We start from the raw sequence: 23,567 nt of genomic DNA on the forward strand, positions 1-23,567 counted from the left end.
TGCTGTAATTAAAGGTTATATTTTGATTTTGTGATTTATTTGTTAATTAGTTGTTGCGCGAGATTGGAAAATTTATTAGCGTAATTGGTAAGGCAAATTTGTTTACTAAGGCAACATCAAGGACGAAAACCATGAAAGGAATATTGAGTTTTGCGCCTAGCTTTGTGTTCGGCGTTGCGCTGTCGTTATCGAGTATTAATACAAATGCATCGACAGATTTTTTAAAAGGACAATTGCTGAGTGATAGTGAGTACGCGGATTTAGTCGCTCTCGCGAAAGAAAAAAATCCCCCTAAAAACGGCAAGCAATATGTGTTTGGGTTTGCCAACCTTCAACGAAACATTGCGTTTGGCGTGAAGGTTGAACAGGGTGTGGAGAAAAATGCGAATAAAGCGGGAGTCGCACTAGTGATTGCAGACAATCGCCTAGATGGTCCCACTGCATTAAAAAATGCTCAGTCGTTTGCACGTAGAAACGTCGATTACGCCATCGAGTTTCAAACCGACATTAATTTCGGTCCCGCCGTTATGAAGCCTTTTAACCAAAAAAGCATTGGGGTAACCGCAATCGACATTCCAATGAAAGGGGCGACATTTTTCGGAGCAAACAATCCGAAGTCTGGGTTTATGGGAGGGACTTTCCTCGCACAGGCTGCGATTAAAGAATGGGGTGAAGACAAGGTCAATCAAGGTTACTTAGTTGTAGGCGGTTTGGCTCAGTCTGGTGCGGTTGTTGGCATGCGAACGGGTGGGCAGATTGCTGGTTTTAAATCCAAGCTTCCAAATTTCAAGCAAGACAACATCATCACTATTGATACCAAGAACACGTTACAAGAATCGTTTAATCAGATGAAAAATGTGTTGGGCAGGATCCCTAAAGACGCGGTTGTAATGGGCATTGCGATTAACGATCAATCGGCATTGGGAATGTTGCGAGCAGTTCAACAAGCTCAACGCGAAGACAAGAGTTTATTCGTAGGCATGGGGGCTGATGAACTTGAACCACTTGCAAGTGAAGAACGCTTTATTGCTTCAGTTGGTTATTTTCCAGAGCGATATGGCAATTACTTAGTCCCGATTGCTCTTATGTCGTTGGCAGAGCTCGATATTCCTGAGTCTGTTTTGGTTAAGCACGTCATGGTGACTAAGAACAATATTTGTGAATTTTACTACGAGCATAAATGCCGCGATGGCAAAGGTATGCAGTTAGAGCTTGATAACACTCAACTGTCTGCTCACCTAGATTCATTGCGTAGCGACCCTAATCTTAAAGGCTTTGAAAGCCTCGTTCCGGCACAGCCCTAAGTACTATTGAGGTTTGTTTGATGAAAGACGTTGTCTTTAATTTGAAAAATATAAACAAAGCCTTTAATGGAGTCCGAGTTCTTAGCGATGTGAACTTTGACCTTAAGCGGGGGGAGATCGTCTCCCTGCTTGGTGCCAACGGGGCAGGAAAGTCGACTTTAATGAAAATTCTCACGGGTGTTTACACTAAAGATTCCGGTGACATTGAAATTGAAGGCGCCTCCGTTAACTTTACAACACCGCAAGACGCCATCGCGCAAGGCATTAAGTTATTGCCACAAGAGATTTCGGTAATGCCAGATATGACGGTGGCAGAAAATATCTGTTTAGGAGACTTACCCGAGCGATCCGGTTTTATCAAAATGGTCGATTACGGCGTAATGAACCAAAAGACGCTCAAATTGCTTGAACAGCTTGGTGTCACCAACATATCGCCAAACAGCTTGGTGTCAGGGCTGACGACGCAACAAAAACGCATTGTAGAGTTGGCTCGTGCATTGGATGGCGAGGCGAAAGTCATCGTATTGGATGAACCCACCGCATCGCTCAATCAGAATGAGTCAGAAGCCTTGTTTGAGTCAATTCGAGAGTTAAGCCATCGAGGCGTGAGCATTGTTTTTATTTCTCATTATCTTGATGAGGTTTTTGAGATTTCTGATCGCATTGCGGTATTACGTGACGGAGAAATGATCGGCAGCTTTGCGAAAGAAGCCACCAATATAGATGAAGTGTTAAATGCAATGTTAGGCAGCACGACTGGACCATTGTTTCCAGAATCTGATGAATCAAGGGGTGAACCGATTTTTTCATTATCCAATATGCGAGTTCCTGAGCACATTAACGATCTCTCTTTCCAATTGCGAGAGGGGGAAATTGTGGGCTTGTTTGGGTTGATTGGGTCGGGGTTAGAGTATTTTGGTCAGGCAATTTTTGATGCAAAAGCGCTGAATGGCACGATGGATCTTGAGGTGAGGGGAAAGAAAATACAGACCCAAGATCCGCAAACCGCGATAAGCGAAGGCATTGGTCTCGTCTCTGCGGAGAGAAAGCGCGACGGCATCATCCCCGATATGTCTGTCTCCCGAAATATGACCTTAGCCCATATTCAAAAGTTCACGGAAAACTCGTCCATTGTCGACCGAGAAAAGGAAAAGACACTCGTGACACGTTGGGTGGATAACTTAGGAATTAAGCTTGCTGATCTTGAGCAGGAAATACGGTTTCTTTCTGGAGGGAACCAACAAAAAGTATGCCTCGCTCGCTGGTTGGTTTCGGGCATTAAAGTCTTGATTTTGGAAGAGCCAACGCGAGGTGTAGATATTGGCGCTAAGAAGGATATATACCGCTGTTTGCGCGAGTTATCTCGGGAAGGCGTTGCCATCATCGTCACATCAACCGATGCAGAAGAAATATCAGGCATCGCAGACAGAAAAATGGTTCTAGCACACGGAGATGTAGTGCTCGATACCCAAAATGACATAACCGTGCATGAGCTGATGCACGCCGCTGCTACGCACCACAATGCGTTGCATTAATTGGAGTAAGACATGGAATTAATGAAAAAAAGTCAGCCCAACTCAAATCACTCAAATGGAGATTCTTGGTTGCGCTCATTACTTGTAGGGCAGTGGGCTAGTTTGATCGTGCTGGCGTTTTTCTACGCATTCATTTTAGTCACATTTTCAACGCTTTCTCCATGGTTTCTTAGCTACGACAACTTAATGAGTATCGGAACCAATATGGCAGTGGTCGGGCTCATGGCGGCGGCAGGGACTCCGCTGATGATAGCGGGTGGGCTGGATCTTTCTGTTGCGGCTGTAGCCGGTTTGTCTGGCGTAACGGTTTCAATAGTTTACGAAAGCTATGGGAATATTTGGTTAGGTTGTGGAGTCGGGTTAGTACTGGGGGCAGCGTGTGGGTATGTGAATGGTTTTTTTGCTACTCGCCTCCAACTCAACCCGCTTATTGTCACATTGGGTACCATGAGTATTTTTACTGGAACGGCGTTAGTGATGACTGGGGGGTTGTCTAAACCATTGCTGGATGATGCGTTTCAGTTTATCGGAAATGGGCAGGTTGCGAGTGTGCCGGTTCCATTTATTTTACTGGTACTAGTCGTCGCGATGATTTGGTTTGTGTTGGCCAAAACGCGATATGGCCGCTACGTGTATGCATGCGGTGGCAATCAAGAAGCCAGCTATTTGGCCGGGGTGCCCGTTGTTGGTACTCAGATGCTTTGGTACATCTTATCTGGATTGGCTGGCGCGTTGGCTGGAATTGTGCTGGCTTCGATGCTTGGAGCAAGTGCCCCAGATGCTGCGGGGCAAAGCTTACTTACAGTTGTTGCGGCCATTATATTAGGGGGTACCAGTCTTAAAGGTGGTGTAGGTAGCGTGTGGGGAACCCTGATCGCTGTGTTACTGTTAGGCACACTAAATAATGGCTTAACGCTCATGAATGTATCGAGCTTTTGGCAAGACATCACCCGAGGTGCCGTATTGTTGTTAGCGGTGGGTGTGGATGCCGTTCGTAGAAAAGCGTTGGCGTAATGATAAAAGAGAATGGAATGCATATTGAGTCTTACAAATCTATAGAAGCGTCTTCCGTATCAGAAGCGGTGGCTAAGTACATATTGGAGCAGATTCAAACGGGTCATTTTGTTGCTGGGGAGCGGTTGCCTACAGAGCGGGAAATTTCCAACGCATTGGAGGTGTCTCGCCCTAGTGTCCGAGAAGCATTACGCGGGCTAGCAATATTGGGTGTTGTACAAAGTAAGCAAGGTGGAGGTGCGTATGTCTCCTCCCTTGATGCTTTTGAATTACTTAGCCCGCTCCAGTTTTACATGACTCTTGAAAAGCTCAGTGTTGATCAGCTTTACGATGCTCGTGTCGTTATAGAGTGCGGCATTGTGGAATCTGCCAGTGTGCTCATTCAGGATTCGGATTTGGAGCATTTAAACGTATTGATACAGAAGCAACATGACGCGACGGATGATCCTTCGCTATTTAGAAAGCTGGATACTGAATTTCATCGAGTGATTGCCAATGCATCGAGTAATCCTTTTATGCAGAGAATGTCAGAAAGTTTAAATGTGCTCGGTATGGGTTACCGGAAAATGGCGAGCGAAACGCCACACCTTATTCAGCGCAGCATTGAAGACCACAAACTGATTGTCGAAGCACTAACTTTGCGTAATACGGAAATGGCGAAATCGGCAATGAGGCTGCATATGGAACATGTCCGTATTTCAACGCGAGAATCCGTCGAAAACGAATAGAAAGGAAACAGGAGTGTAAGATGTCCAAGGAAGGAAAAACGAGCGCAAACGGAAAAACGATCGCCGTAATCGGCACGGGGTGGTGGGCGGCTTTCAACCACCTCCCAGCATTGGAGCAAAATTCATCCGTGAATCGGATCATCGCTGTTGATACAAGCAGTGAACATCTGGAAACCGTTGCCGATAAGTTTCAGATTGACGCTACTTATTCAAGCGTAGCCAGCATGTTGGCGAATGAGAGCATTGATGGCGCTGTGATCAGCACACCTCATACCTCGCATTATGCCTGCGCCAAACCTTGCCTTGAAATGGGTATTCCTTGCATCATTGAAAAACCACTCACAGCGGATATTTCCCAAGCCCGTGAGCTGGTTTCTATTGCAGAAGCCAACAATACCTTTATTACCATGCCACATGGCTGGAATTTCGCGGAATTTACACACGCCGCTAAAGCTATGGTGGATGACGGGAAAATCGGCAAGGTTTCTCATGTTGTCTGCCAAATGGCTTCTCCTCTTGCGGATTTGTTTAATGGTGAAGAGATGGTCGATACCGAATCTCATTTATTCCGCCCTCCTACATCTACATGGTCCGATCCCAATAATGCGGGTGGATATGGCTGGGGTCAGTTAACCCATGCGTTGGGTCTTTTGTTTGAAATTTCAGGTCTTTCACCGAAAGATGTCATCGGCAAACAAACTAAATCCAAGGTCGGTGTGGATTATTATGACGCGGCCATTGTTTCTACAAATGAAGGCGCGCTAGTCAGCCTTTCTGGGGCGTCGACCATGCCTAAACACAAAGGCTTTATGCTGGATATCCGAATGTTTGGAACCGAAGGTGTGCTCAGTGTCGATATTGAACGCCCACGTGTTTCCCTCATTCGCCATGATGGGCTTGATGAAGAGCTGGATCTTGATGCTGGCGCAACCGATTACGATGGCATGAAACCCATACATCATTTTGTCGATTTATGTTCAGGGCAATCTGATCAGGTACATGCGTCTGGAGTTATCGGAATGAAATCTGTCGCGGTACTGGATGCCATGTATCGCTCATTCTCCAGCGGAAAAACAGAGGAGGTTTGATATGCATTTGTCACTCACATCTTGGTCGCTCCCACAATGTAGCCTTGAAGAAGCCTGTGCGATCAGCAATGCCATTGGCATTGGCAGTTTAGATATTGGCTATTTTTATCGCTCTGCTGTAGATAAAGCCGCGCTCCTTTCTTCCCCTAGTACATGCGCTGACACTATCCGCGCACTGCCTGTTAACGTTCCATGCTTGTACCACCTATTTGGTGATTCGCTAGAAAATAGAAACTTAGCATTGGGATCGTCGCTTAAACAAAATAAAGAAGATTTCCGCAAAGTATTGGAATGTTGTCAGCTTGCTGGCATCGGAACGGCATTCATATTACCTGGTGTCATTAATCTGGGGCAAACACGCCAAGATGCCATCAAGCAAAGTGCAGAAAACTTAAATGAGCTGGTGGAGATGTCGAGTGGGACAGGCGTGCAAGTTGCGATTGAACCTCATGTTCATTCTTGTATCGAATCGCCTGCACAAACCATGGTATTACTCGATGAAGTCCAAGGGTTAAAACTGGTGTTGGATCACGCGCACTATGTGTGCTTAGGGTATCGCCAAGAAGAAATTGATCCTTTGCTTGAACACGCTGCGCACATCCATCTTCGTCAAACAAAAGTGGGTTACCTACAAACGCGATTGGAACAAGGCACCATTAATTACTTGGATGTCTTTGCCCAACTTAACGCACTGAATTACCAAGGCTATCTCGCGCTGGAGTACGTACACCAAGATTACATGGGAACACTTTACGAAGACGTCCTTTCCGAAACGATTAAATTAAGAGATGTGTTTAACAGTTGGAAAGAGGCTACTCATGGTTAATAGAAAGACATTTTCTGAATCGCTGAGCGAAGCGGATATCTTAGCCGACCAGTTTTCGACGCCATGGGATGCGCCGACTATTCCGCCTTTTCCGTTCTCATTTCGCAATGTCGAAGTACTCACATTCACGTATCGAACAACAGAAGAAGCCATTGCTCAGTTGTTGCCACCCCCGTTATCGGTAACGGGGGATGTGGTGATGGTGCACGTTTATCGTATGAATGATACGGATTTTATTGGAGATTACCGAGAGTCGAATGTGATGGTGGGTGCCAAATTACCTGATACGAATCATCAAGGGGCGTATTCTCCCTATCTCTTCTTGAATTCTGAAGTTGGCGTATGCCATGGACGTGAAGTGCATGGTCAGCCGAAAAAACTCGGTGCCCCCGACATTCAGTTTCGTGGCGACTTGATGGTAGGCACCATTTCACGAAATGGTATCGATATCTTTACTGGCACGCTCGCGTACAAACAGCAAAAGGACTCGCTTGAATCGCTGAAAGAGTACATGGATTTTGCTACCAACATAAACCTGAAAGCGGTGAACCATATAGATGGAAAGCCCGCAATTCGGCAGCTCACCTCGCGAAAGCTAGCCAATGTAAAGGTGACAGAGTGTTGGTCGGGGCCATGCACGGTAGAACTTAGACCCAATGCACAAGCCCCGTTGTTTCGTTTACCTGTGGTCGAAATGCTCCAAGGGTTCTATTGGAAAGGGGATTTTGATCTCGTTGAAGGCGAGATCATTCACGACTACCTAAACCAGTAATTTAAATAAGTTAAAGGGCTTCACTTGTACATGTGAGTGAAGATGGGTTTTTGCACCCTAAATTTAAGGAATGAATGATGAAAAGTTACGCGTGGGTATTAGAAGTCAGACCCGGATATGAAGAGGAATACAAAAAACGACACGACGAAATTTGGCCAGAAATGAGTGAAGAGCTCGCGAGGTCGGGCATCACAAACTACCAGATATTCCGTCATGGTCTAACGTTGTTTGGCTACTTCGAAACAGACGATCTTCAGCAAACAATTCACTACTTAAGCGCAAGCGACATCAATGCTAAGTGGGGCGAATACATGACGCCAATTATGAAAATTGACGTCGATACTCAAACGGGTTTTCCGTTTCTATTACCCAATCAGTTTTCATTTAAGGCATAAGGAGAGGTGCAATGAATTTTTCAAACAGAGTCGTGTTGGTTACTGGAGCAAGCAGAGGGTTAGGGGAAGCCACCGCAAAGTTACTCGCCAAGAAAGGGGCTGCTGTCACCATTATTTCTAACGAACCAACCAAGCTCGGAAAAGTCGAAAGTGCCATTTTGGACAATGGCGGACGCTGCCTGGCCATGACTTGCGACGTCAAAGATGGCGACGCAGTGCAAAATGTGGTTGCTCAAACGGTAGAAAAATTTGGAAAAATTACGGATTTGGTGAACAACGCTGGGGTTATCCAGCCACTCGCTATGATAGAAGACGCAGACCCAGAGGCTTGGAAGCAGTGCGTATCTACACACATATTCGGCAGCTTTCATTGCGTTAAAGCGGTTATCCCACACCTTAAAAAACAATCTGATTCGAGCATTATTAACATCAGTTCTGGTGCGTCTGAAGTTCCTTTAGATGGTTGGAGTGGTTACAACTGTGGTAAAGCCGCGCTCAAAATATTCTCTGCAGTCCTACATCAAGAAGTGAATGCCTATGGTATTCGTGTATACAGCTTAAGACCCGGTGGCGTCGATTCTCGCATGCAGGATGAAATTCGCGAAGCCAAAATCAATGATATTCCACACGCCAATATCCCTAAAGAAAACCTCATGCCTGCGATTCATGCAGCAAAAGGCATTACGCGTCTTATTCGCGATGAAGAAAATCAATACAACGGGCAGGAGCTTGATGTTAGGCACCCTCCTTTGGTAGGGGATTTTGAAAACGAGGATGAGGGGTTATGAGTGAGAAAAAACGAGTCGTGTGTACAGATTACACCTTTACCAACCTCGACATTGAAAAAGCAGTGTTGGCTAAACAGGGTTACGAGCTAGAAGCGTATCAATGCCGATCTGAGCAAGAAGTCTGTTCAGTGGTTCAAGGTGCCGATGCCGTCTTGGTGCAGTTTGCCCCTTTTGGGAAGCAAGCCATTAACGCCGTAAACGTGGGTGCAACCATTGTTCGATATGGTGTTGGCTACGACAATATCGATATCGCCTCGGGTTATGAGCGCGGTTTAAAACTTGCCTACGTTCCCGATTATTGTACCAATGAAGTGGCAGATCATACTGTCAGTTTGTTACTGATGTGCTTACGTAAAAACGTCGCCTTTGATCAATCAATTAGAGAAGGGTACTGGCGAGCTGTCGAGGTTGGCGGAGAACTAAAGCCGTTTGAAGAAACCACTATTGGTTTTTATGGCTTTGGGCGAATAGGCAAGGCGGTGCTCGATAGGCTAGCGCCATTTGGGTTTCAGTTTGTTATTTGCGACCCGTTAATGGTAGAGCAAGAAGCTCACGTACTTGGCGCAAAACTAATGTGTGCCGATGATTTTTGGGTAGCCGCGGATGCCTATACGCTTCACGCACCCGCAACAGAACAAACGACCAATATCATCAGTAAACAGACGCTAGCCAAAATGCAATCTGGTGCGATTGTTGTCAATACTGCCAGAGGAGAGCTGGTGGATGAAGCGGCACTGGCGGAAGCTCTACAAACGCGCTCCATTGGTGGCGCGGCATTGGACGTATTTGGAAAAGAACCCATGAGTTTTTCATCACCGCTTTTAAAAGCCCCGAATTTAGTCTTAACACCGCATTCAGCGTGGTATTCCACTCAGTCCATGCAACGCTTACAAAGACTCGCGGCCGAAGAAATAGTGCGTGGTTTAACGGGGCAATCTTTACGATGTCCGATTAGGCAGATCCAGCAAGGTTAAGGAGATCCCAAGTGAAAATTGCATCAATCGATACGTATGTCCTGTTTTACCCAGAGCCTAACGATTATTCGTCACAGAGGTGTGCATTGCTTGTTCGTGTAACCACGACGGATGGAGTAGAGGGTTGGGGCGAAGGTATTGCTCAATTCCCGGAAGCGACCAAAGCAGCAGTCCCCATTGTTGAGGGGTTGTTTAACGTCATCAAAGACGAAAACCCACTAGAGATTGAACGTATCTGGCATAAGATGCGCGATCACACTTGGTGGTATGGTCGCAGTGGTATTTCAAACTTTGCGGTGAGTGCGATAGACATCGCGCTTTGGGATATCAAGGGTAAAGTTTTGGGTTGCCCGTTGTATAAGCTGCTTGGTGGGAAAGTGACCGAGAAGTTGCCTGCAAACGCCTGCATTCATGTCAACCATGCAACGCCTGAAGAAACCATTGATGCGCTTGCGAGCTACATCCATGATCAAGGCTATCAATCGTGTAAATTAGGATTTGCCAAAAATGGACCTTCACCTATAGGAAAAGTATCGCCGGATATTGATGTTAAGTTTGTGGCCGATTTACGCGCTGCGCTAGGAGATAAACCAGACATTATGGTAGACGCTGGAAATGGCGTGAAATGGGATATCCCCACCGCCGTGAGAACTACGCAAAGAATGATGGAATCAAACATTCGATGGATGGAAGAACCTTTATATCCGACCGACACTTTAGGATACAAAGAATTGAGATCTAAAGTCGGCGTTTCCATTGCTAGCGGCGAGCGAGAATGGAACGTTGAAGGTTATCAAGCCTTGTTAGAAACCGACACTGTGGACGTGTTTGGTGTTGATCCGGGGCGTGTGGAAGGCATCACTGGGTACATGAAGATTCAGTACCATATTTCCGCGAAACAGCGATTTATTAACGCCCATGCTTGGAGTACAGCCATCACTACGGCTGCCAGCTTGCACTGTTCTCACGCTAGTAACAATTCCATTGTATTTGAGCTGAAACCGATTCCGGGTCCAGCTCAGTTTGATTTAGTTGCAGAGCCCGTCGTGCAGCAAGCGGGTTGGGTATCGGCTTCAGATCGACCCGGTTTGGGTATCGACGTTCAGCACAAAACAGTGGAGAAGTACTGCGTTCAACACATGACATTTAAAGACTAAGTGAGGGCATGGTGAAACTAATTAGAGTAGGAAGTCTCGGATTTGAAAAACAAGGAATTGAGACAGACGATGGTCGAAGATTAGACGCAAGTAACTTTGGGGAAGATTTTGATGAGGCGTTTTTTGGCTCTGGTGGTATTGAACGCTTCAAACGTTGGTTGGTTGATAACGAGGCTTCTCTTCCTGAGTTTGCTAAAAGTGAACGATATGGCTGCCCGATCGGAAGACCATCAAAAATTGTCTGTGTGGGGTTAAACTACCGTGCTCACGCTATAGAGTCGGGGATGGATGTTCCTGAAGAGCCCGTTTTATTTTTCAAAGCCACCACTGCGATTTGTGGACCAAACGATTCGGTTAAAATCCCCGAAGGCAGCAGTAAAACTGATTGGGAAGTGGAGTTGGGCGTTGTCATTGGGAAAGAAGTACGTTCTGTTTCCGTCGAATCTGCTCTTGAATACGTAGCGGGTTATGTTCTTCACAATGATTATTCTGAACGTGAATTTCAACTCGAAAGAGGCGGGCAATGGGTAAAAGGAAAGAGTTGCGATACTTTTGCTCCATTAGGCCCTTACTTGGTTACGCCGGATGAAGTTGGCGACCCTCAGTCTTTAAGGTTATGGCTAAAAGTAAATGGCGAAACATATCAAGACAGCAACACGTCCGATATGATTTTTACCGTGGCAGAGCAGATAAGCCATATCAGCCACTATATGACCCTGTTACCGGGAGATGTTATTTCTACCGGGACACCTTTCGGCGTGGGGCTAGGGTTTAACCCTCCAAGATACCTAAATAAGGGTGACGTTGTCACTCTGGGTATTGATCAGCTGGGTACGTCTACACAAAAGGCGGTATAAAATGCTCGCCGTTTAGAGTAATGCAATTCAAAATCGTCCAAACAAAAAGCCCGAGTATTGAAACTCGGGCTTGCCACTAGTAAACGTCGGCTTAAGCCGTTAGTTTTGCCAGATCAGCAGGGCGGTAGTAAACCGACTTAAGAACCTTTCCTTGGCGAATGGTTTTGCCTTCAAGTGTTACATCTTCTGCACACTTAGCAATGATGTATTCGCCTTTAGTGACCGCTACAAGCTTCACGCCTTGTTTTGCGTAATGCGCTTCGGTTTCGTTGTATTCATTTTCGTTGCGGCACACTTTGCTCATATTGCTGGAATGCACTTCATCCCAACATGGCACAAAATCAATCTCGCGGTTTGCAGCAACGTGAAGAAGCAGGTCAATCAGGTAACTGATTGCAATGTTGTCTTCCATTTTACTGTGCCCAAGGTGCACTAAACGACCCATAAGGACGTATACCGTATCTACAATAGCATCGGCTTGTTCAGTCTTGCAGTCGGCTTCTGCGAGCTCTGTGAGCTCTTCAATGGCTAAAGAAGAATGAAGCTGGTCGGCTTTTTCATCCAGTGAATCTGGCTGCGCGACAGGTAAGTCAAAAGTAGAGCGGAATTCAGTAATGTCTTGATATAGGTGATCGTATAGGTCTTGAGTCAGCTTTGTCAGTTGCATTTTATGCTTCTCGTTTGAATTTTTCGAAATGTTACCAGAAAAACTAATTTTCTTCATTTGCTTTAATTCGTGAGCTTTATAGCTAAACTTAATCTGCTAGGTCAGAGAAAATAGTTCCTTAAAAATAAAAATGTTACTGCAGGCTGTGAGAGGGAATCTAAGGCAGAAATATGAATGACCAGAGCTCAAGTGAAAAGGTTATACGTCGTCTTTACCAAATTACGAATAGTTTTTCGAAAGGGATAGATGTCCAAATCCAAGAGTTACTCCAATTAGGTTGTGAACGCTTTCAATTGGATATCGGCATTTTGTCCAGAATTCGGGGTGAAAATTACACCATTGTTAACGTTTGCTGTCCAGACAATGTCGAACTAAGCCCTAACGATTCCTTTCCGTTTCTGAACACATATTGTGAAGTAACGTGCTTTTCTAATAAGCCTGTAGCGATAGAGCACGTCGGAAAGCACGATGAGTTTTCTGTTCACCCTGCCTATGAAGCCTTTGCTCTCGAATCCTATATTGGTATACCAGTACATTTAGGAAATAAACTGTTTGGCACACTCAATTTCTCAAGCCCTAAACCTCATGAACGTCAATTCAATCAGGCAGACATTGATGCGCTTCAGTTGATGGCGTCTTGGATTTCTGTGGAACTTGTTCGCAACAAGCAAGAGCAAGAACTGAAAGAATTAAACTGCAAACTTGAGAAGCTGGCATTGTTTGATCCTTTAACCAAGCTGCCTAACCGCCACTCTATGCTGAGTGTGATACCTCGCTCGATTGGTAGGCTTACCTACGACAGAGCTGAAGGAGCAGTGGCGTTAATCGATATTGACCATTTCAAGAAGGTGAATGATAACCATGGTCACCTGTTCGGCGATAAAATTCTTGCCGAAACAGCGGCGGGCATCGCAGACGCAATAAGAGATGTCGATCTCATTGCTAGATTTGGCGGAGAGGAGTTTGTTATTTGGTTACCGAGAACCAATCGGTCTGACATAGCAAAGATATGCGATCGAATTATGTCTGGTGTTTCTCAAACTATGGTAGATGACGAACCTGTTACGGTGTCGATTGGTGTCTGTCACTTTAAATTCAACACATCGTATATAGAAGACCCTAAATCTCTGTTGGATGACTTTATTTATTCCGCTGATACAGCGTTATATGAAGCCAAAGAAAATGGGAGAAATAGGGTCGTATTTAACTCTTTCGATGTTGATTAAGTATCATCGATGCAGGAAAAATTCGGTCTTACCAAGTCAGTTTTTGACATACCGCACTCGGAATTGCTTACCTTTTAGCTTTCCACTTTCGAGTTTCTTAAATGCTTTTTTTGCGCTCAGTGTATTCACAGCAACATAAGCGCTCATCGGAAATACGTTGATTTTACCTACATGATCACTAGAAATGCCTTTATCGCCAGTGAGTGCACCTAAGATATCGCCCGGTCTTACTTTTTGCTTTTTCCCGCCATCAATTTGCAGTGTAACCATTTTGGCGTAAAAAGTAGGGGCATCAAGTACATCACTGCTTGGTAGCGCTTTAGGCGAAATCTCAAAATCAAAATACTCTTCGATTTGCGCAATTTTATACGATTCTTTTTCGCTAATAAAAGAATGCGCGCAGCCTTTCGCACCTGCTCGACCTGTTCGACCAATTCGGTGAACATGCACTTCTGGATCGCGAGCCAAATGGAAGTTGATCACCGCGTCTAGGTTGTCGACATCTAATCCTCTAGCGGCGACGTCTGTTGCAACAAGTATAGAAACACTCTTGTTCCCAAACTGAACCAGCGCTTGGTCTCGCTGTCTTTGTTCCATATCGCCGTGTAACGCAATTACACTAAATCCACGGTAACGAAGTTCATCTGCGACTTCATCTACATCTCGTTTAGTGTTACAGAAAATCACAGTCGATTCGGGTTGCTCACTCATAAGCAGCAAGCGTGTCGCTTCCAGCCTGTCTTCAAAGCTGTCTACCGAGTAAAAATGCTGCCTAATGCTTACGGTGTCGTGAGTCGACTCTACTTTAACAATGGTTGGGCTGCGAAGAATTCGTTTAGAAATAACTTCAATAGACTCAGGGAAAGTGGCACTGAACAACAGGGTTTGTCTGTTTTCAGGTGTTTGGTCAATGATCGCATCCAGCGCATCTTGGAAACCCATATCCAACATACGGTCAGCTTCATCTAATACCAAGGTATTTAGATGGTCGAGATTGATGCGACCTCTCTCCAAATGGTCTAGGATTCGACCGGGAGTACCAACCAAAATATGCGCGCCATGCTCTAGCGAACCAATCTGTGGGCCCATTGGCGTACCGCCACACAGGGTCAGTACTTTGATGTTATGAATAGCACGTGCCAATTTGCGAATCTCTTTCGCGACTTGATCAGCCAGTTCGCGAGTAGGGCAAAGGACCAAAGATTGCACTCTGAATTTTTTGACATCTAGGTTTTGCAGTAACCCTAAACCAAACGTAGCTGTTTTACCTGAACCGGTTTTACCTTGACCAACAACGTCTTTTCCTAAAAGGACTTGAGGTAGGCTTTTCGCCTGAATTGGTGTCATTTCTGTATAACCCATGGAATCGAGGTTAGTGAGAAGTTCAGGCTTGAGACCAATGGATGAAAATGATGATTGAGACAAGTGAATATCCTAAAACAGGGTTAGACAAATAAGTAAGGAAAGAGCTTCTTTCTTTCCGCTTCTGAAAGGTTTGAAACTCTTTCAATATTAGTATCTGGAATCGATTCTGGATCTGGGTAGTGTTTAAGTACTCTTTCCATACTTTCTTCACGAATTAAGTGGAATATGGGAAAAGGAGCGCGGTTTGTTAGATTTTCATCATCTTCCGGCTCTGCACCGCCAAAGCAGTAATCTGGATGGAAAGTAGCAACTTGATAGATACCTTCCCAATTTTGTTGTTTGATGAGCGCTTCGACCCAATCGATAAAGAAGTTATAGTCCATGAAATCGTTAAGCATGTTTGGCACTACAACCAGCGTTGTTTCGAGCTTTTCTGGCTCGTTTTCATTTAACTCATTGAGTTCGCCAAGAATGTCTTCTAGCAAAAGCTCTTCTTTTTCAGCGTGGCTGATAGCAATCTTTATTTGATTATTTCTGTTGGGTTTGGCAGCGAAAGGACACAAATTGAGACCAATAACGACATCCTCTAGCCATTGAGTGACCTGCTGGTGGATATTTTTATCAGATGGATGTGACATTACTTCACTCAGTATAGAAATTTGAGCGAAGAGTAACACAATGATCAAGACCGTTTCACGCTCTTTAAAAGCTGAAACACATGGAATTTAAAAAGAGGTATTTCACCAAAGTCAGCGAAATACCTCTTTTTATAGATTTAACTGCCCGATGCGGAAGCTAGGAATGGAATGTAGAGCTGCGTAACTACCTAAACCATAACGCGGTTTGTGGAACAAACGACACAATCATCAGAGTCACAAACATCGCCAAAATAAACCATTTCCCATATCGCATCACCTCGTTGACTTTTACACCAGTGGTTGAACACACAGTAAGCAAAACTGAGGCAACAGGTGGTGTTTGCTGTCCAATACCCAAATTGAGACACACAATCACTCCAAAATGAATTGGGTCGATTCCGATCTGCTGCGCCAAAGGTAAAAGCATAGGGACGACAACGATAATCGCAGCTGAAGCGTGCAATACCATGCCCAAAACCAGCAAAAACAGGTTAATGATCAGCATGAGTATCCACGGTTCGTCACTGACGGAACTGATTGAAGACGCAATTAATTGTGGTAATTGCTCGTTAGCCAGGTATTGACCGAGAACTGCCGAGCCCGCAATGATCATCATAACTACGGAAGTTTGTTTGGTGGTTGTTGAAATGATCTCGCCTAGTTTTTTCCAAGTTAGATCGTTTTTCAAAATACTTCCGAAGAGCAAGGCGGCAATCACGCCAATAGCTGCGGCTTCAGTGGGAGTTACCAAACCAACAATCAACCCGCCTACCACAATCACTGGAATCATGAGCGGAATGGCTGATGCAACAAAAGCGGTAAATAGATACGATAAACGGAACTTAGCGTCGACAGGGTGTTTCTCTTTACGCGCGAATATCGAAATTACCAACATAAAGGCAGCGCCCAGTAAGACCCCCGGGATAATCCCAGCGACGAACAGATCTTTTATAGATTGATTCGTGGTGACACCGTAAAGCACCATAGGGATTGAGGGAGGGATGATGATTCCAAGAGTAGCACTGGTTGCAGTCACCGCGGCGGCGAATTCTTTTGGGTACCCCTTGCGCTCCATTTGAGGAACAAATACTTTACTCATCACAGCAGCATCAGCCACAGCAGAACCACTCATTTCGGCCATAAACATTGATGTGAGTACGTTGATGTGACCTAATCCGCCTCGCATCCATCCCACCATCGCTGAAGCTAGGTTGATTATCCGCTCTGAAATAGAAGTTGCGCCCATCAATTCTCCCATAAATATGAATAGGGGAATCGCTAATAAAACGACACTGTTTGTTCCAGAATACATCTGAATCGGAACCATAATCAGGTCGATATCAGCGATCAGCATGCTTATCGCAGCAGTAATCATTAAGGTAAACCCGATGGGTACACCGGCAGCAATCAAGAGACCTAGAATAATAAGAACCAGCCAAACCATTATTTAGCCTCCTTAAAACGACGGATATACGCTTCAACTAACGCAATAAGCATCAGCACAGAAAAGGCGACCAGTACTGACATAAACCAACCCTGAGCAATCTCGGCGGTTTCGATCTCGGTGTCACCATCGACGTAGATCATACGTATTGTCTGGTACAGTAAAACGGACAGAAAGATAGCGATTAAAAGATCAGATACGCCCTTGACGATAGCTCGAAATTTAGGCGGTAATTTCTCTGTAACCATATCAAAAGCGATATGACCGCCGTCTCTTAGGGCGAGATAAGCACCAAGAAAAGCAACCCACGAAAGCAGTAACCCCGGAACTTCATCGGCAACAGCACTTAGTGAGGAGAAATGTAAATCGGCGAATTCATATAAGCCGGGCAAAATCTCTTGGTTTGCTAAGTGCAACAACCCCCCTTGGACTAAATAACGGTTTGCTACGTTAATCAGTATTAAAAGAGTGGAAACGACTAATGCGCTTCCGGAAACGATTGTTACTGTTCGATCTAATAATCGCATGAACATTTAGGACACCTTCTACTTATCGAGCTTCTTGTATTAGTGTCAGCCAATCGTCGCCTTCTCGCTTGATATAGCTTTCTTTTGTTTTTTCTGTAGCGGTCTGGAATGCACCGAGATCGACTTCATCAATTTTGGTGAGCTTTTCCATTTCAGCAAGATATTGGTTCTCTAAAGCAGCCGCTCCTGAGTAGGCTGGACCAGTAATCTCTTTACCTACCTCGGTAAACACTTTGCGCTGTTCATCCGTTAAGCTTTTCCAGAATGACTGAGAAGCCATAAGAAAGCTTGGTGTATAAACGTGACCCGTTTTACTCAGGTAGCCAGCAACTTCGTACTGTTTCTGTTCATAAAAACCGTATACAGCCGCTTCTGCTCCATCAACTACGCCAGTCTGAAGCGCGGTAAACGTTTCCTTCCAAGACACTTTTTGAGGTGTCGCTCCCATCTTCTGGAACACATCCTGACGGAACTTACCACCAGATACTCGAATTTTCAGACCTTTCAGGTCATTGGGGGTTTTTACTGAACGAGATGAGTTCAAGACATGACGAAAGCCGTTTTCATAGATACCAAGTACTTCGACCCGAGCTTTTTTTTCGATGCGGGCTTCAACTTCTTCTCCCAGTTGCCCTGCCATTGCTCTTTGAACGTGCTCTCGGCTATCGAAAAGCCAAGGTAAATCGAAAATCCCTAGCTTTTTATCCAGTTTCAGAACACCAGAGGCTACGTTTACCATTTCAATAGACCCGGCTTTTACGTTAGTAATCAGCGCCTTTTCTTTACCTAGTTGACCCGAAGGATACAACTTAAAAGTGAACTGACCAGGCAATCTCTTTTCTATTTCATCTACAAACATTTGGCTCTGTTGGTGAAGAGGAGAGAGTGTTGATACGTGGCTGGCGATTCGGACTTCTTTCGGCGCAGCGATAACCATGGAAGAGGCTAACAGTGTCAATGATCCGGCAATAAGCTTATTAATGTACATATAAACGATCCTTGTTTTAGTGTTGTAGGTTTAGCAAATGTTCACTTGGTAACGAAACTTCTCTGCAGCTCCGCGACTTCGTCTCCATTCAATTGGCTGTCCTTTAACGTTGGTTGTTGTCCTGTCTATCAGAATGACCGGGTCACCGGTTTTTATTCCTAATACTCTTGCGTGCTCAGCGCTCACTTTCTCAACCATTAGTTCTTCACTAGCGGACACAACAGCAGCGCCGCATAGTTCTTCATAAAGAGGGTAGAGAAGGTCTGGGTAGTCACTTGGCGACAGCCCTAATAAGGGAGAAAATTGTGGCAATGGCAGCCAAATGTCTTCTATAAGGACGGGAACGTTTTTAATCAAACGCAGACGGCTGATCCAAATCGCTTCGTCATCCTTTGAAATACCAAGTTTGTGAGCTTGCAAAGTTGGAGGGTTGGTTTTCTGAACATTCAAAATTCTCCCCTGAGGCATCACTCTTTCACCATTGTCATCAGTGAATCGGAAAAAGCGAAATAGAGAGTTACTGAAATCGGCTCGGCGTACGAAGGTTCCTACACCATGTCTTCGTTCAAGAAGACCGTTGGACATAAGCTGACCTATCGCTTTACGCATGGTGCCTAAAGCCACATCGTATTCTTCAGCAAGAATGGATTCTGCAGGAATGGTATCTCCGGGTTTCCACTCTCCATCCAGTATTCTCTGGTGAAGACTGTCACTAAGCTGAAGATAGCGTGCTAACCGAGTATCTAAAGAAGCTGCCATATCGATCCTTGACTGTTATTAAAATGTTAAATTGCAATTGATACATCTATAGGTATACTCCTATATAGGACTTATGGCAAATATTTTGTGAAGACACTTGAGGTAATGATAAGGATGCGTTTACCTATCGATACTCATACCCATGCATGGGATGACTCCTGCTCACTTATGGAACAGAGAAGATACACACCATCAATGGCACACACATGCCCAATGTTGCTTGAAGAAATGGCTTCTTGTGGTGTTGGCAGGGCAGTGTTGGTTCAACCAAGTTTCCTTGGAAGCGATAACACTTATCTCTTAAATCAACTTGCGGCTAACCGTTCGAATTTAAGAGGAGTCGCAGTGGTCGAAGCGAATATCGCATCGGATGTTTTTGAACAAATGGTGAAACAAGGAATAGTAGGAATTCGCCTGAATCTAATCGGCTCATGCCTACAAGCTAGAGATGTGATGACTCGATACGAGAGGCTGTTTGATTTGTTAAAACAGCATCACTGTCATGTGGAAATTCAAGCGTTAGGTGAGTACTGGGCCAGTCTTTTACCCAAGTTGTTAGAAAAAGATATCGATATTGTTGTCGATCATTTTGGCAGACCGGAATCCGAGAATTGCGTCGGATTTAAGTCAATAGTGGACAACTTAAACACAGGGCAAGTATGGGTAAAACTTTCTGGCTCGTATCGCTTCAATGCGGATGCGAAAAAACTCACACGCGCGCTTCTTAGAGCCCAACCGCAGCGTTTAGTATGGGGAAGCGACTACCCATGGACTCAGCATTCAGAAGGAAAAAGCTATCAAGGCTGCCTGGATCTTCTGAAAGAGTGGACAGAGGGAAATTACCTCGATGATATTTTGACCAACAATCCGGCCAAGCTGTTTAAGTTTGAATAGGTATAGAATTAAGTTCCGGACTTTTGTTTTCTCAAGCTATGCGAACAAAAGTCTGATTTTGGGATTTCGTATTTTCTTAACTTGTAGCAAAGCAAAAACATTGCAATATAAAGCCCACTTCCTCCTAGCATTACACCTTCCCAGTTACCATATTGCCAACAGTAAATAAGTAAGAAGCCTCCAAGGCTTCCTCCGATGTAATAATGTACGAGATAAAGGGCAGTCGCAGTGGCTTTTGCGAGCTTTGCATGTTGGCTTACCCAGCCGTATGCAAGTGAATGGACAAAAAAAGCCCCAAACCCAATGAGCAGTAATCCCCCAACGAGGGCTGATAACGACTCTATATAAGCTAAAACCATTCCCGTCGCGCTTATAATCGTTCCTGCAATCATTCCTGATACCACAGAATATTGTTTTCTCCATACACCACTTAATCTCGCACTGATAGTGCCAGCCAAATAGCACAGGAAAATCATGGAAGCGATGCCTACTGGGAGTTCGTAGGGAGGTTCAACTAAGCGGAACGCCGCAACAGAATACAAGTTTACAAAAATGGCAAAGTTAACACCACCTAATAGCATGGCGTAACGTAACTTAGGGTCTTTCAAATGCCGAAGAACATTTCGATTGTGATGAAAAAACAGACCGGTTTGAGGCTTAAAGTTGCGTTGGGTAGGGAGCAATCTCATGACTAAAATTGCGCCAAATAAGCTGAATGCTGCCATACCTAATACGGCGATTTGCCAGTTGAAATGCTGTGTTATCATACCGCCATAAATCCTTCCAGCAATGCCACCTAGAGAATTCGCACTTACGTATGTGCCAACAGATAAAGCCAGTGCTTTCGGTGAAAACTCTTCGGCCATGTAACCGACCGCAACAGCAGCGAATCCAGCTAAAGAAACCCCCATAGCCGCTCTTGAAAGAATTAATCCAATCAAGCTTTCCGATGCTAAAAGAGTCAAGCCAACAAATGGGAGCAAAAATAAGCTGATTAACATGATTTTTCGTCGACCAACCGTTTCTGAACATACCGCCCAAGGTATCAAAGACAGTGCGAGGGCAATGGTTCCAGCAGCCAAGACCCAGTTGATTTGAGTGGAAGATACGTCGAAATGTGAAGCCATTAGAGGCAGCATGGGTTGAAATAAATAGAGATTGGCAAAAACGATGAAGGAGCCAAAAGCTAAAGCAAAACTGACAGAACGGTATGAAGGGCTATCGGTGCTGATCATTATGATATATAGGCTAAAAATTCTACCAACAGGCTAGCGATATATAGGGTATAGTTAAAATATATTAACTATATGGATTTGATATAATTTAAATATGGAAAGTAAGCCCCTGAGATATTTCGTCACTGTTGCAGAATTGGGCAATGTTACAAAAGCCGCCGTCGCTTTGAACATTGCTCAACCAGCACTTAGCATCGCAATTAAAAAGCTGGAAACGGAGCTTGAGATTTCACTGTTCCATCGTGATGAAAGACGCTTAACGCTAACAGACGAAGGCAAAGTTTTATTGCCTTTTGCCAAGAACGTTATTCAGCAACTCAACGATGCCAAAACGGCGATGAATGAACTCAAAGGGCTTGAAAAAGGTGAAGTTAGGCTTGGAGTACCCAGCATGATGGGGTCGTACTATTTCCCGGAAATATTAATGGGATTTAAAGCTTCTTATCCTAACTTGAAGTTGACGATGGTCGAAGCTGGAACGCAGTCGATAAGAGAAATGTTACTCGGGGGGGAATTGGATATTGGGGTGGTTCTTAACGAAAATGTTCCAAATGCTCTTGAAGTCGACCCTATTTTCCGTTCTCAAATGGTTGCAGTGGTTGGAGAACATCACCCTTTAGCCAGTAAGGCATCGATATCTTATGAAACCTTTTTTAAGCAAGAGCTCGTTATGTTCAAGAAAGGGTACTTCCATAGGGAGTTCATAGACGATGCATGCCTCACTCATGGGTTGAAGGCAACGTTTTCGTTCGAAACAAACTTGCTAACAATGATATTAAAAATTGTACGGCAAGAATTTGCTGTGACAGCATTGCTAGAATTGGTTACGGAAAATGAGCCGGGTTTGAAAGCGGTGCCATTCGATACACCTGTTCATCTTGATCTGGCTATTGCATGGCGTAAAGGGGGATACCTCTCACTCGCAAACCGAACGTTTATCGATTATGTCAAACGTCAGCATCAATAGGCTGACGTTCTTTTAGTCCCGAATCGGCGAGCACAATGCTGCACTTCGACCCACGAACTTATGACTTATAGACTTTTTCGAAATTGCTTGGGTTCCAACCAATTAAAAGTTGATCTCCTACCTTTAACACAGGAACAGAACGTGCACCAATGGCATCCAGTTCTTTTCTGCCACGTTGCATTTTTGCATTACACAATCTGTATTTAATTCCTTTTGAATCAAGATACTGCTGCGCAGACTTGCAGTGTGGGCATTTGTCTTTCACGTACAGGACAACGCGTTTCATAACAGCCTCTGAGCTTAGAAAAGGAAGTATTCTAACGGAAAAGGTTTGTTTGAAAAAGCCATTCATCATACGTATTCAGCTCAGATTGAATTGATCAAATGTCTACAAAAATCTCTCATCTATAAGATCATTGACTACTATTAAAAAAAAGTAGTGTGAATCCTATCACCAAAATAAAACAACAATATTGACGGGGTTATTATGAACTTGTGTTTCTGGAGGAGCATATGAATTCAAGCAATGGTACTGGAAGCGATCCGACTTCGCTGATGGCATTACACGATCTAACGGAAACTGATCTGGCCCTTATTCGAAAATTTGGGAAGTTGATGGTTCCTAAACTCGATGAGTATGTTCGCCATTTTTACGTGTGGCTAGAATCTCTTCCAGAATACAAACAGTTTTTTGTAGACAGCAATCGCCTTGGAAGAGTACAGGATTCTCAAGTACGTTATTGGGAGACCTTCTTCGAAGCGAAAATTGATGGAAAGTATGTAGCAGAAAGAGTAGCGATTGGTGAAGTTCATGCACGTGTCGGTTTATCGTTACCAACGTACTTCGCTGGAATGAATATGTCGATGGTGATCTTTACAAAGCGGATGTACGACGGAAGCTTGTACAGCGATGAATATAGCGCTTTAGTCACCGCGTTTACGAAGCTTTTACATATGGACACAACCATCGTGGTGGAGACCTATTCCAATTTAATCAACCGACGCATTTCTGAACAGAGTGAAGCTCTGCTTGCGATGTCGACGCCTGTCACCATGATTTGGCAAGATATTCTAATGTTGCCCATTGTGGGAATCATAGACTCCAAGCGCGCTCAAGACATTATGAGTGCAGTGCTCGGAAAAATCGCAGATGCTCGGGCAAAAATCTTCATTATGGATATTTCAGGTGTGGCCGTTGTTGATACCGCCGTCGCCAATCACTTCATCAAAATTACTAAGGCAACACGGCTAATGGGCTGTGAATGTTTGGTGTCTGGTGTTTCTCCTGCTATCGCGCAAACCATGGTTCAGCTGGGCATTAACGTTGGCGAAGTTAAAACCAATGCCACGCTAAGAGACGCGCTGGAAGAGGCATTCAACATAGTGGGTTTAGACGTTAATGCCAAACGCTAGCTAAGG

General features: G+C 44.6%; 25 protein-coding genes. 16 read left to right on the top strand and 9 right to left on the bottom strand.

Features of this window, described 5'->3' with window-relative positions:
• Positions 1–131 precede the first annotated feature (131 nt).
• From VPNCDNU1_RS06665 to VPNCDNU1_RS06720, 12 genes are all read left to right on the top strand, one after another.
• Entirely contained in the window at positions 132–1,304 is a 1,173-nt protein-coding gene (locus VPNCDNU1_RS06665) for a sugar ABC transporter substrate-binding protein (RefSeq protein WP_104399655.1), read from the top strand.
• Between the two features lie 20 nt (positions 1,305–1,324).
• The gene (locus tag VPNCDNU1_RS06670) at positions 1,325–2,839 is read left to right on the top strand and encodes a sugar ABC transporter ATP-binding protein (RefSeq protein WP_104399656.1); all 1,515 of its coding nucleotides are present in this window, start codon (positions 1,325–1,327) and stop codon (positions 2,837–2,839) included.
• A gap of 12 nt (positions 2,840–2,851) precedes the next feature.
• Entirely contained in the window at positions 2,852–3,853 is a 1,002-nt protein-coding gene (locus VPNCDNU1_RS06675; RefSeq protein ID WP_104399657.1) for an ABC transporter permease, read from the top strand.
• A 17-nt stretch (positions 3,854–3,870) separates the two neighbouring features.
• A complete protein-coding gene (locus VPNCDNU1_RS06680) occupies positions 3,871–4,581 on the top strand; it encodes a FadR/GntR family transcriptional regulator (protein ID WP_167404742.1) in 711 nt (236 codons plus the stop codon).
• A gap of 20 nt (positions 4,582–4,601) precedes the next feature.
• A complete protein-coding gene (locus VPNCDNU1_RS06685; protein ID WP_104399659.1) occupies positions 4,602–5,669 on the top strand; it encodes a Gfo/Idh/MocA family protein in 1,068 nt (355 codons plus the stop codon).
• Between the two features lies 1 nt (position 5,670).
• On the top strand, positions 5,671–6,495 hold the full coding sequence (locus tag VPNCDNU1_RS06690) for a sugar phosphate isomerase/epimerase family protein (RefSeq protein ID WP_104399660.1): 825 nt from the start codon (positions 5,671–5,673) through the stop codon (positions 6,493–6,495).
• The gene (locus VPNCDNU1_RS06695; protein ID WP_104399661.1) at positions 6,488–7,267 is read left to right on the top strand and encodes an acetoacetate decarboxylase; all 780 of its coding nucleotides are present in this window, start codon (positions 6,488–6,490) and stop codon (positions 7,265–7,267) included. Before VPNCDNU1_RS06690 ends, VPNCDNU1_RS06695 begins: the two co-directional genes overlap by 8 nt.
• A 74-nt stretch (positions 7,268–7,341) precedes the next feature.
• On the top strand, positions 7,342–7,662 hold the full coding sequence (locus tag VPNCDNU1_RS06700; RefSeq protein ID WP_237324099.1) for an L-rhamnose mutarotase: 321 nt from the start codon (positions 7,342–7,344) through the stop codon (positions 7,660–7,662).
• An 11-nt stretch (positions 7,663–7,673) separates the two neighbouring features.
• A complete protein-coding gene (locus VPNCDNU1_RS06705; protein ID WP_104399663.1) occupies positions 7,674–8,450 on the top strand; it encodes an SDR family oxidoreductase in 777 nt (258 codons plus the stop codon).
• Positions 8,447–9,424, top strand: a complete 978-nt coding sequence (locus VPNCDNU1_RS06710) for a C-terminal binding protein (protein ID WP_104399664.1) — start codon at positions 8,447–8,449, stop codon at positions 9,422–9,424. Before VPNCDNU1_RS06705 ends, VPNCDNU1_RS06710 begins: the two co-directional genes overlap by 4 nt.
• A gap of 11 nt (positions 9,425–9,435) precedes the next feature.
• Positions 9,436–10,581 (top strand): mandelate racemase/muconate lactonizing enzyme family protein, encoded by a 1,146-nt coding sequence (locus tag VPNCDNU1_RS06715; protein WP_104399665.1) that lies wholly within the window; start codon positions 9,436–9,438, stop codon positions 10,579–10,581.
• Positions 10,582–10,589: 8 nt separating this feature from the next.
• A complete protein-coding gene (locus VPNCDNU1_RS06720) occupies positions 10,590–11,438 on the top strand; it encodes a fumarylacetoacetate hydrolase family protein (protein WP_237324100.1) in 849 nt (282 codons plus the stop codon).
• 91 nt (positions 11,439–11,529) lie between these two features.
• Here VPNCDNU1_RS06720 and VPNCDNU1_RS06725 read toward each other — a convergent pair whose 3' ends face one another.
• Positions 11,530–12,105, bottom strand: a complete 576-nt coding sequence (locus tag VPNCDNU1_RS06725; protein ID WP_104399856.1) for a nucleoside triphosphate pyrophosphohydrolase family protein — start codon at positions 12,103–12,105, stop codon at positions 11,530–11,532.
• Between the two features lie 170 nt (positions 12,106–12,275).
• On the opposite strand from VPNCDNU1_RS06725, the gene VPNCDNU1_RS06730 reads away from it, so the two are divergent.
• The gene (locus VPNCDNU1_RS06730; RefSeq protein ID WP_104399666.1) at positions 12,276–13,331 is read left to right on the top strand and encodes a sensor domain-containing diguanylate cyclase; all 1,056 of its coding nucleotides are present in this window, start codon (positions 12,276–12,278) and stop codon (positions 13,329–13,331) included.
• Between the two features lie 36 nt (positions 13,332–13,367).
• Here the strand turns inward: VPNCDNU1_RS06730 and dbpA are convergent, their stop codons facing one another.
• The 6 genes from dbpA to VPNCDNU1_RS06760 all read right to left on the bottom strand — a co-directional run bounded on the left by dbpA (position 13,368) and on the right by VPNCDNU1_RS06760 (position 19,052).
• The gene (gene dbpA, locus VPNCDNU1_RS06735) at positions 13,368–14,756 is read right to left on the bottom strand and encodes an ATP-dependent RNA helicase DbpA (RefSeq protein ID WP_104399667.1); all 1,389 of its coding nucleotides are present in this window, start codon (positions 14,754–14,756) and stop codon (positions 13,368–13,370) included.
• 20 nt (positions 14,757–14,776) lie between these two features.
• Positions 14,777–15,334, bottom strand: coding sequence for a DUF1415 domain-containing protein (locus VPNCDNU1_RS06740; RefSeq protein WP_104399668.1), 558 nt, complete (start codon positions 15,332–15,334; stop codon positions 14,777–14,779).
• Between the two features lie 184 nt (positions 15,335–15,518).
• A complete protein-coding gene (locus VPNCDNU1_RS06745) occupies positions 15,519–16,778 on the bottom strand; it encodes a TRAP transporter large permease (protein ID WP_104399669.1) in 1,260 nt (419 codons plus the stop codon).
• Positions 16,778–17,311, bottom strand: coding sequence for a TRAP transporter small permease (locus VPNCDNU1_RS06750; RefSeq protein ID WP_104399670.1), 534 nt, complete (start codon positions 17,309–17,311; stop codon positions 16,778–16,780). Before VPNCDNU1_RS06750 ends, VPNCDNU1_RS06745 begins: the two co-directional genes overlap by 1 nt.
• Positions 17,312–17,327: 16 nt before the next feature.
• Positions 17,328–18,293, bottom strand: a complete 966-nt coding sequence (locus tag VPNCDNU1_RS06755; RefSeq protein WP_104399671.1) for a TRAP transporter substrate-binding protein — start codon at positions 18,291–18,293, stop codon at positions 17,328–17,330.
• A 30-nt stretch (positions 18,294–18,323) separates the two neighbouring features.
• A complete protein-coding gene (locus tag VPNCDNU1_RS06760; protein ID WP_104399672.1) occupies positions 18,324–19,052 on the bottom strand; it encodes a GntR family transcriptional regulator in 729 nt (242 codons plus the stop codon).
• A gap of 114 nt (positions 19,053–19,166) precedes the next feature.
• On the opposite strand from VPNCDNU1_RS06760, the gene VPNCDNU1_RS06765 reads away from it, so the two are divergent.
• On the top strand, positions 19,167–19,946 hold the full coding sequence (locus VPNCDNU1_RS06765; protein ID WP_167404743.1) for an amidohydrolase family protein: 780 nt from the start codon (positions 19,167–19,169) through the stop codon (positions 19,944–19,946).
• Between the two features lie 8 nt (positions 19,947–19,954).
• Here the strand turns inward: VPNCDNU1_RS06765 and VPNCDNU1_RS06770 are convergent, their stop codons facing one another.
• Positions 19,955–21,181 carry an MFS transporter gene (locus tag VPNCDNU1_RS06770; RefSeq protein ID WP_104399674.1) on the bottom strand — a complete coding sequence of 409 codons (1,227 nt, stop codon included), beginning with the start codon at positions 21,179–21,181 and terminating at the stop codon, positions 19,955–19,957.
• A gap of 94 nt (positions 21,182–21,275) precedes the next feature.
• On the opposite strand from VPNCDNU1_RS06770, the gene VPNCDNU1_RS06775 reads away from it, so the two are divergent.
• Entirely contained in the window at positions 21,276–22,148 is an 873-nt protein-coding gene (locus VPNCDNU1_RS06775; protein WP_104399675.1) for a LysR family transcriptional regulator, read from the top strand.
• Between the two features lie 58 nt (positions 22,149–22,206).
• Here the strand turns inward: VPNCDNU1_RS06775 and VPNCDNU1_RS06780 are convergent, their stop codons facing one another.
• A complete protein-coding gene (locus tag VPNCDNU1_RS06780; RefSeq protein ID WP_101115609.1) occupies positions 22,207–22,434 on the bottom strand; it encodes a glutaredoxin family protein in 228 nt (75 codons plus the stop codon).
• A 227-nt stretch (positions 22,435–22,661) separates the two neighbouring features.
• Here VPNCDNU1_RS06780 and VPNCDNU1_RS06785 point away from each other — a divergent pair, with 227 nt between their 5' ends.
• Positions 22,662–23,561 (top strand): protoglobin domain-containing protein, encoded by a 900-nt coding sequence (locus tag VPNCDNU1_RS06785; RefSeq protein ID WP_104399676.1) that lies wholly within the window; start codon positions 22,662–22,664, stop codon positions 23,559–23,561.
• Positions 23,562–23,567: the final 6 nt, after the last annotated feature.

The organism is Vibrio penaeicida, from assembly GCF_002933855.1.
Lineage (GTDB): Bacteria > Pseudomonadota > Gammaproteobacteria > Enterobacterales > Vibrionaceae > Vibrio > Vibrio penaeicida_A.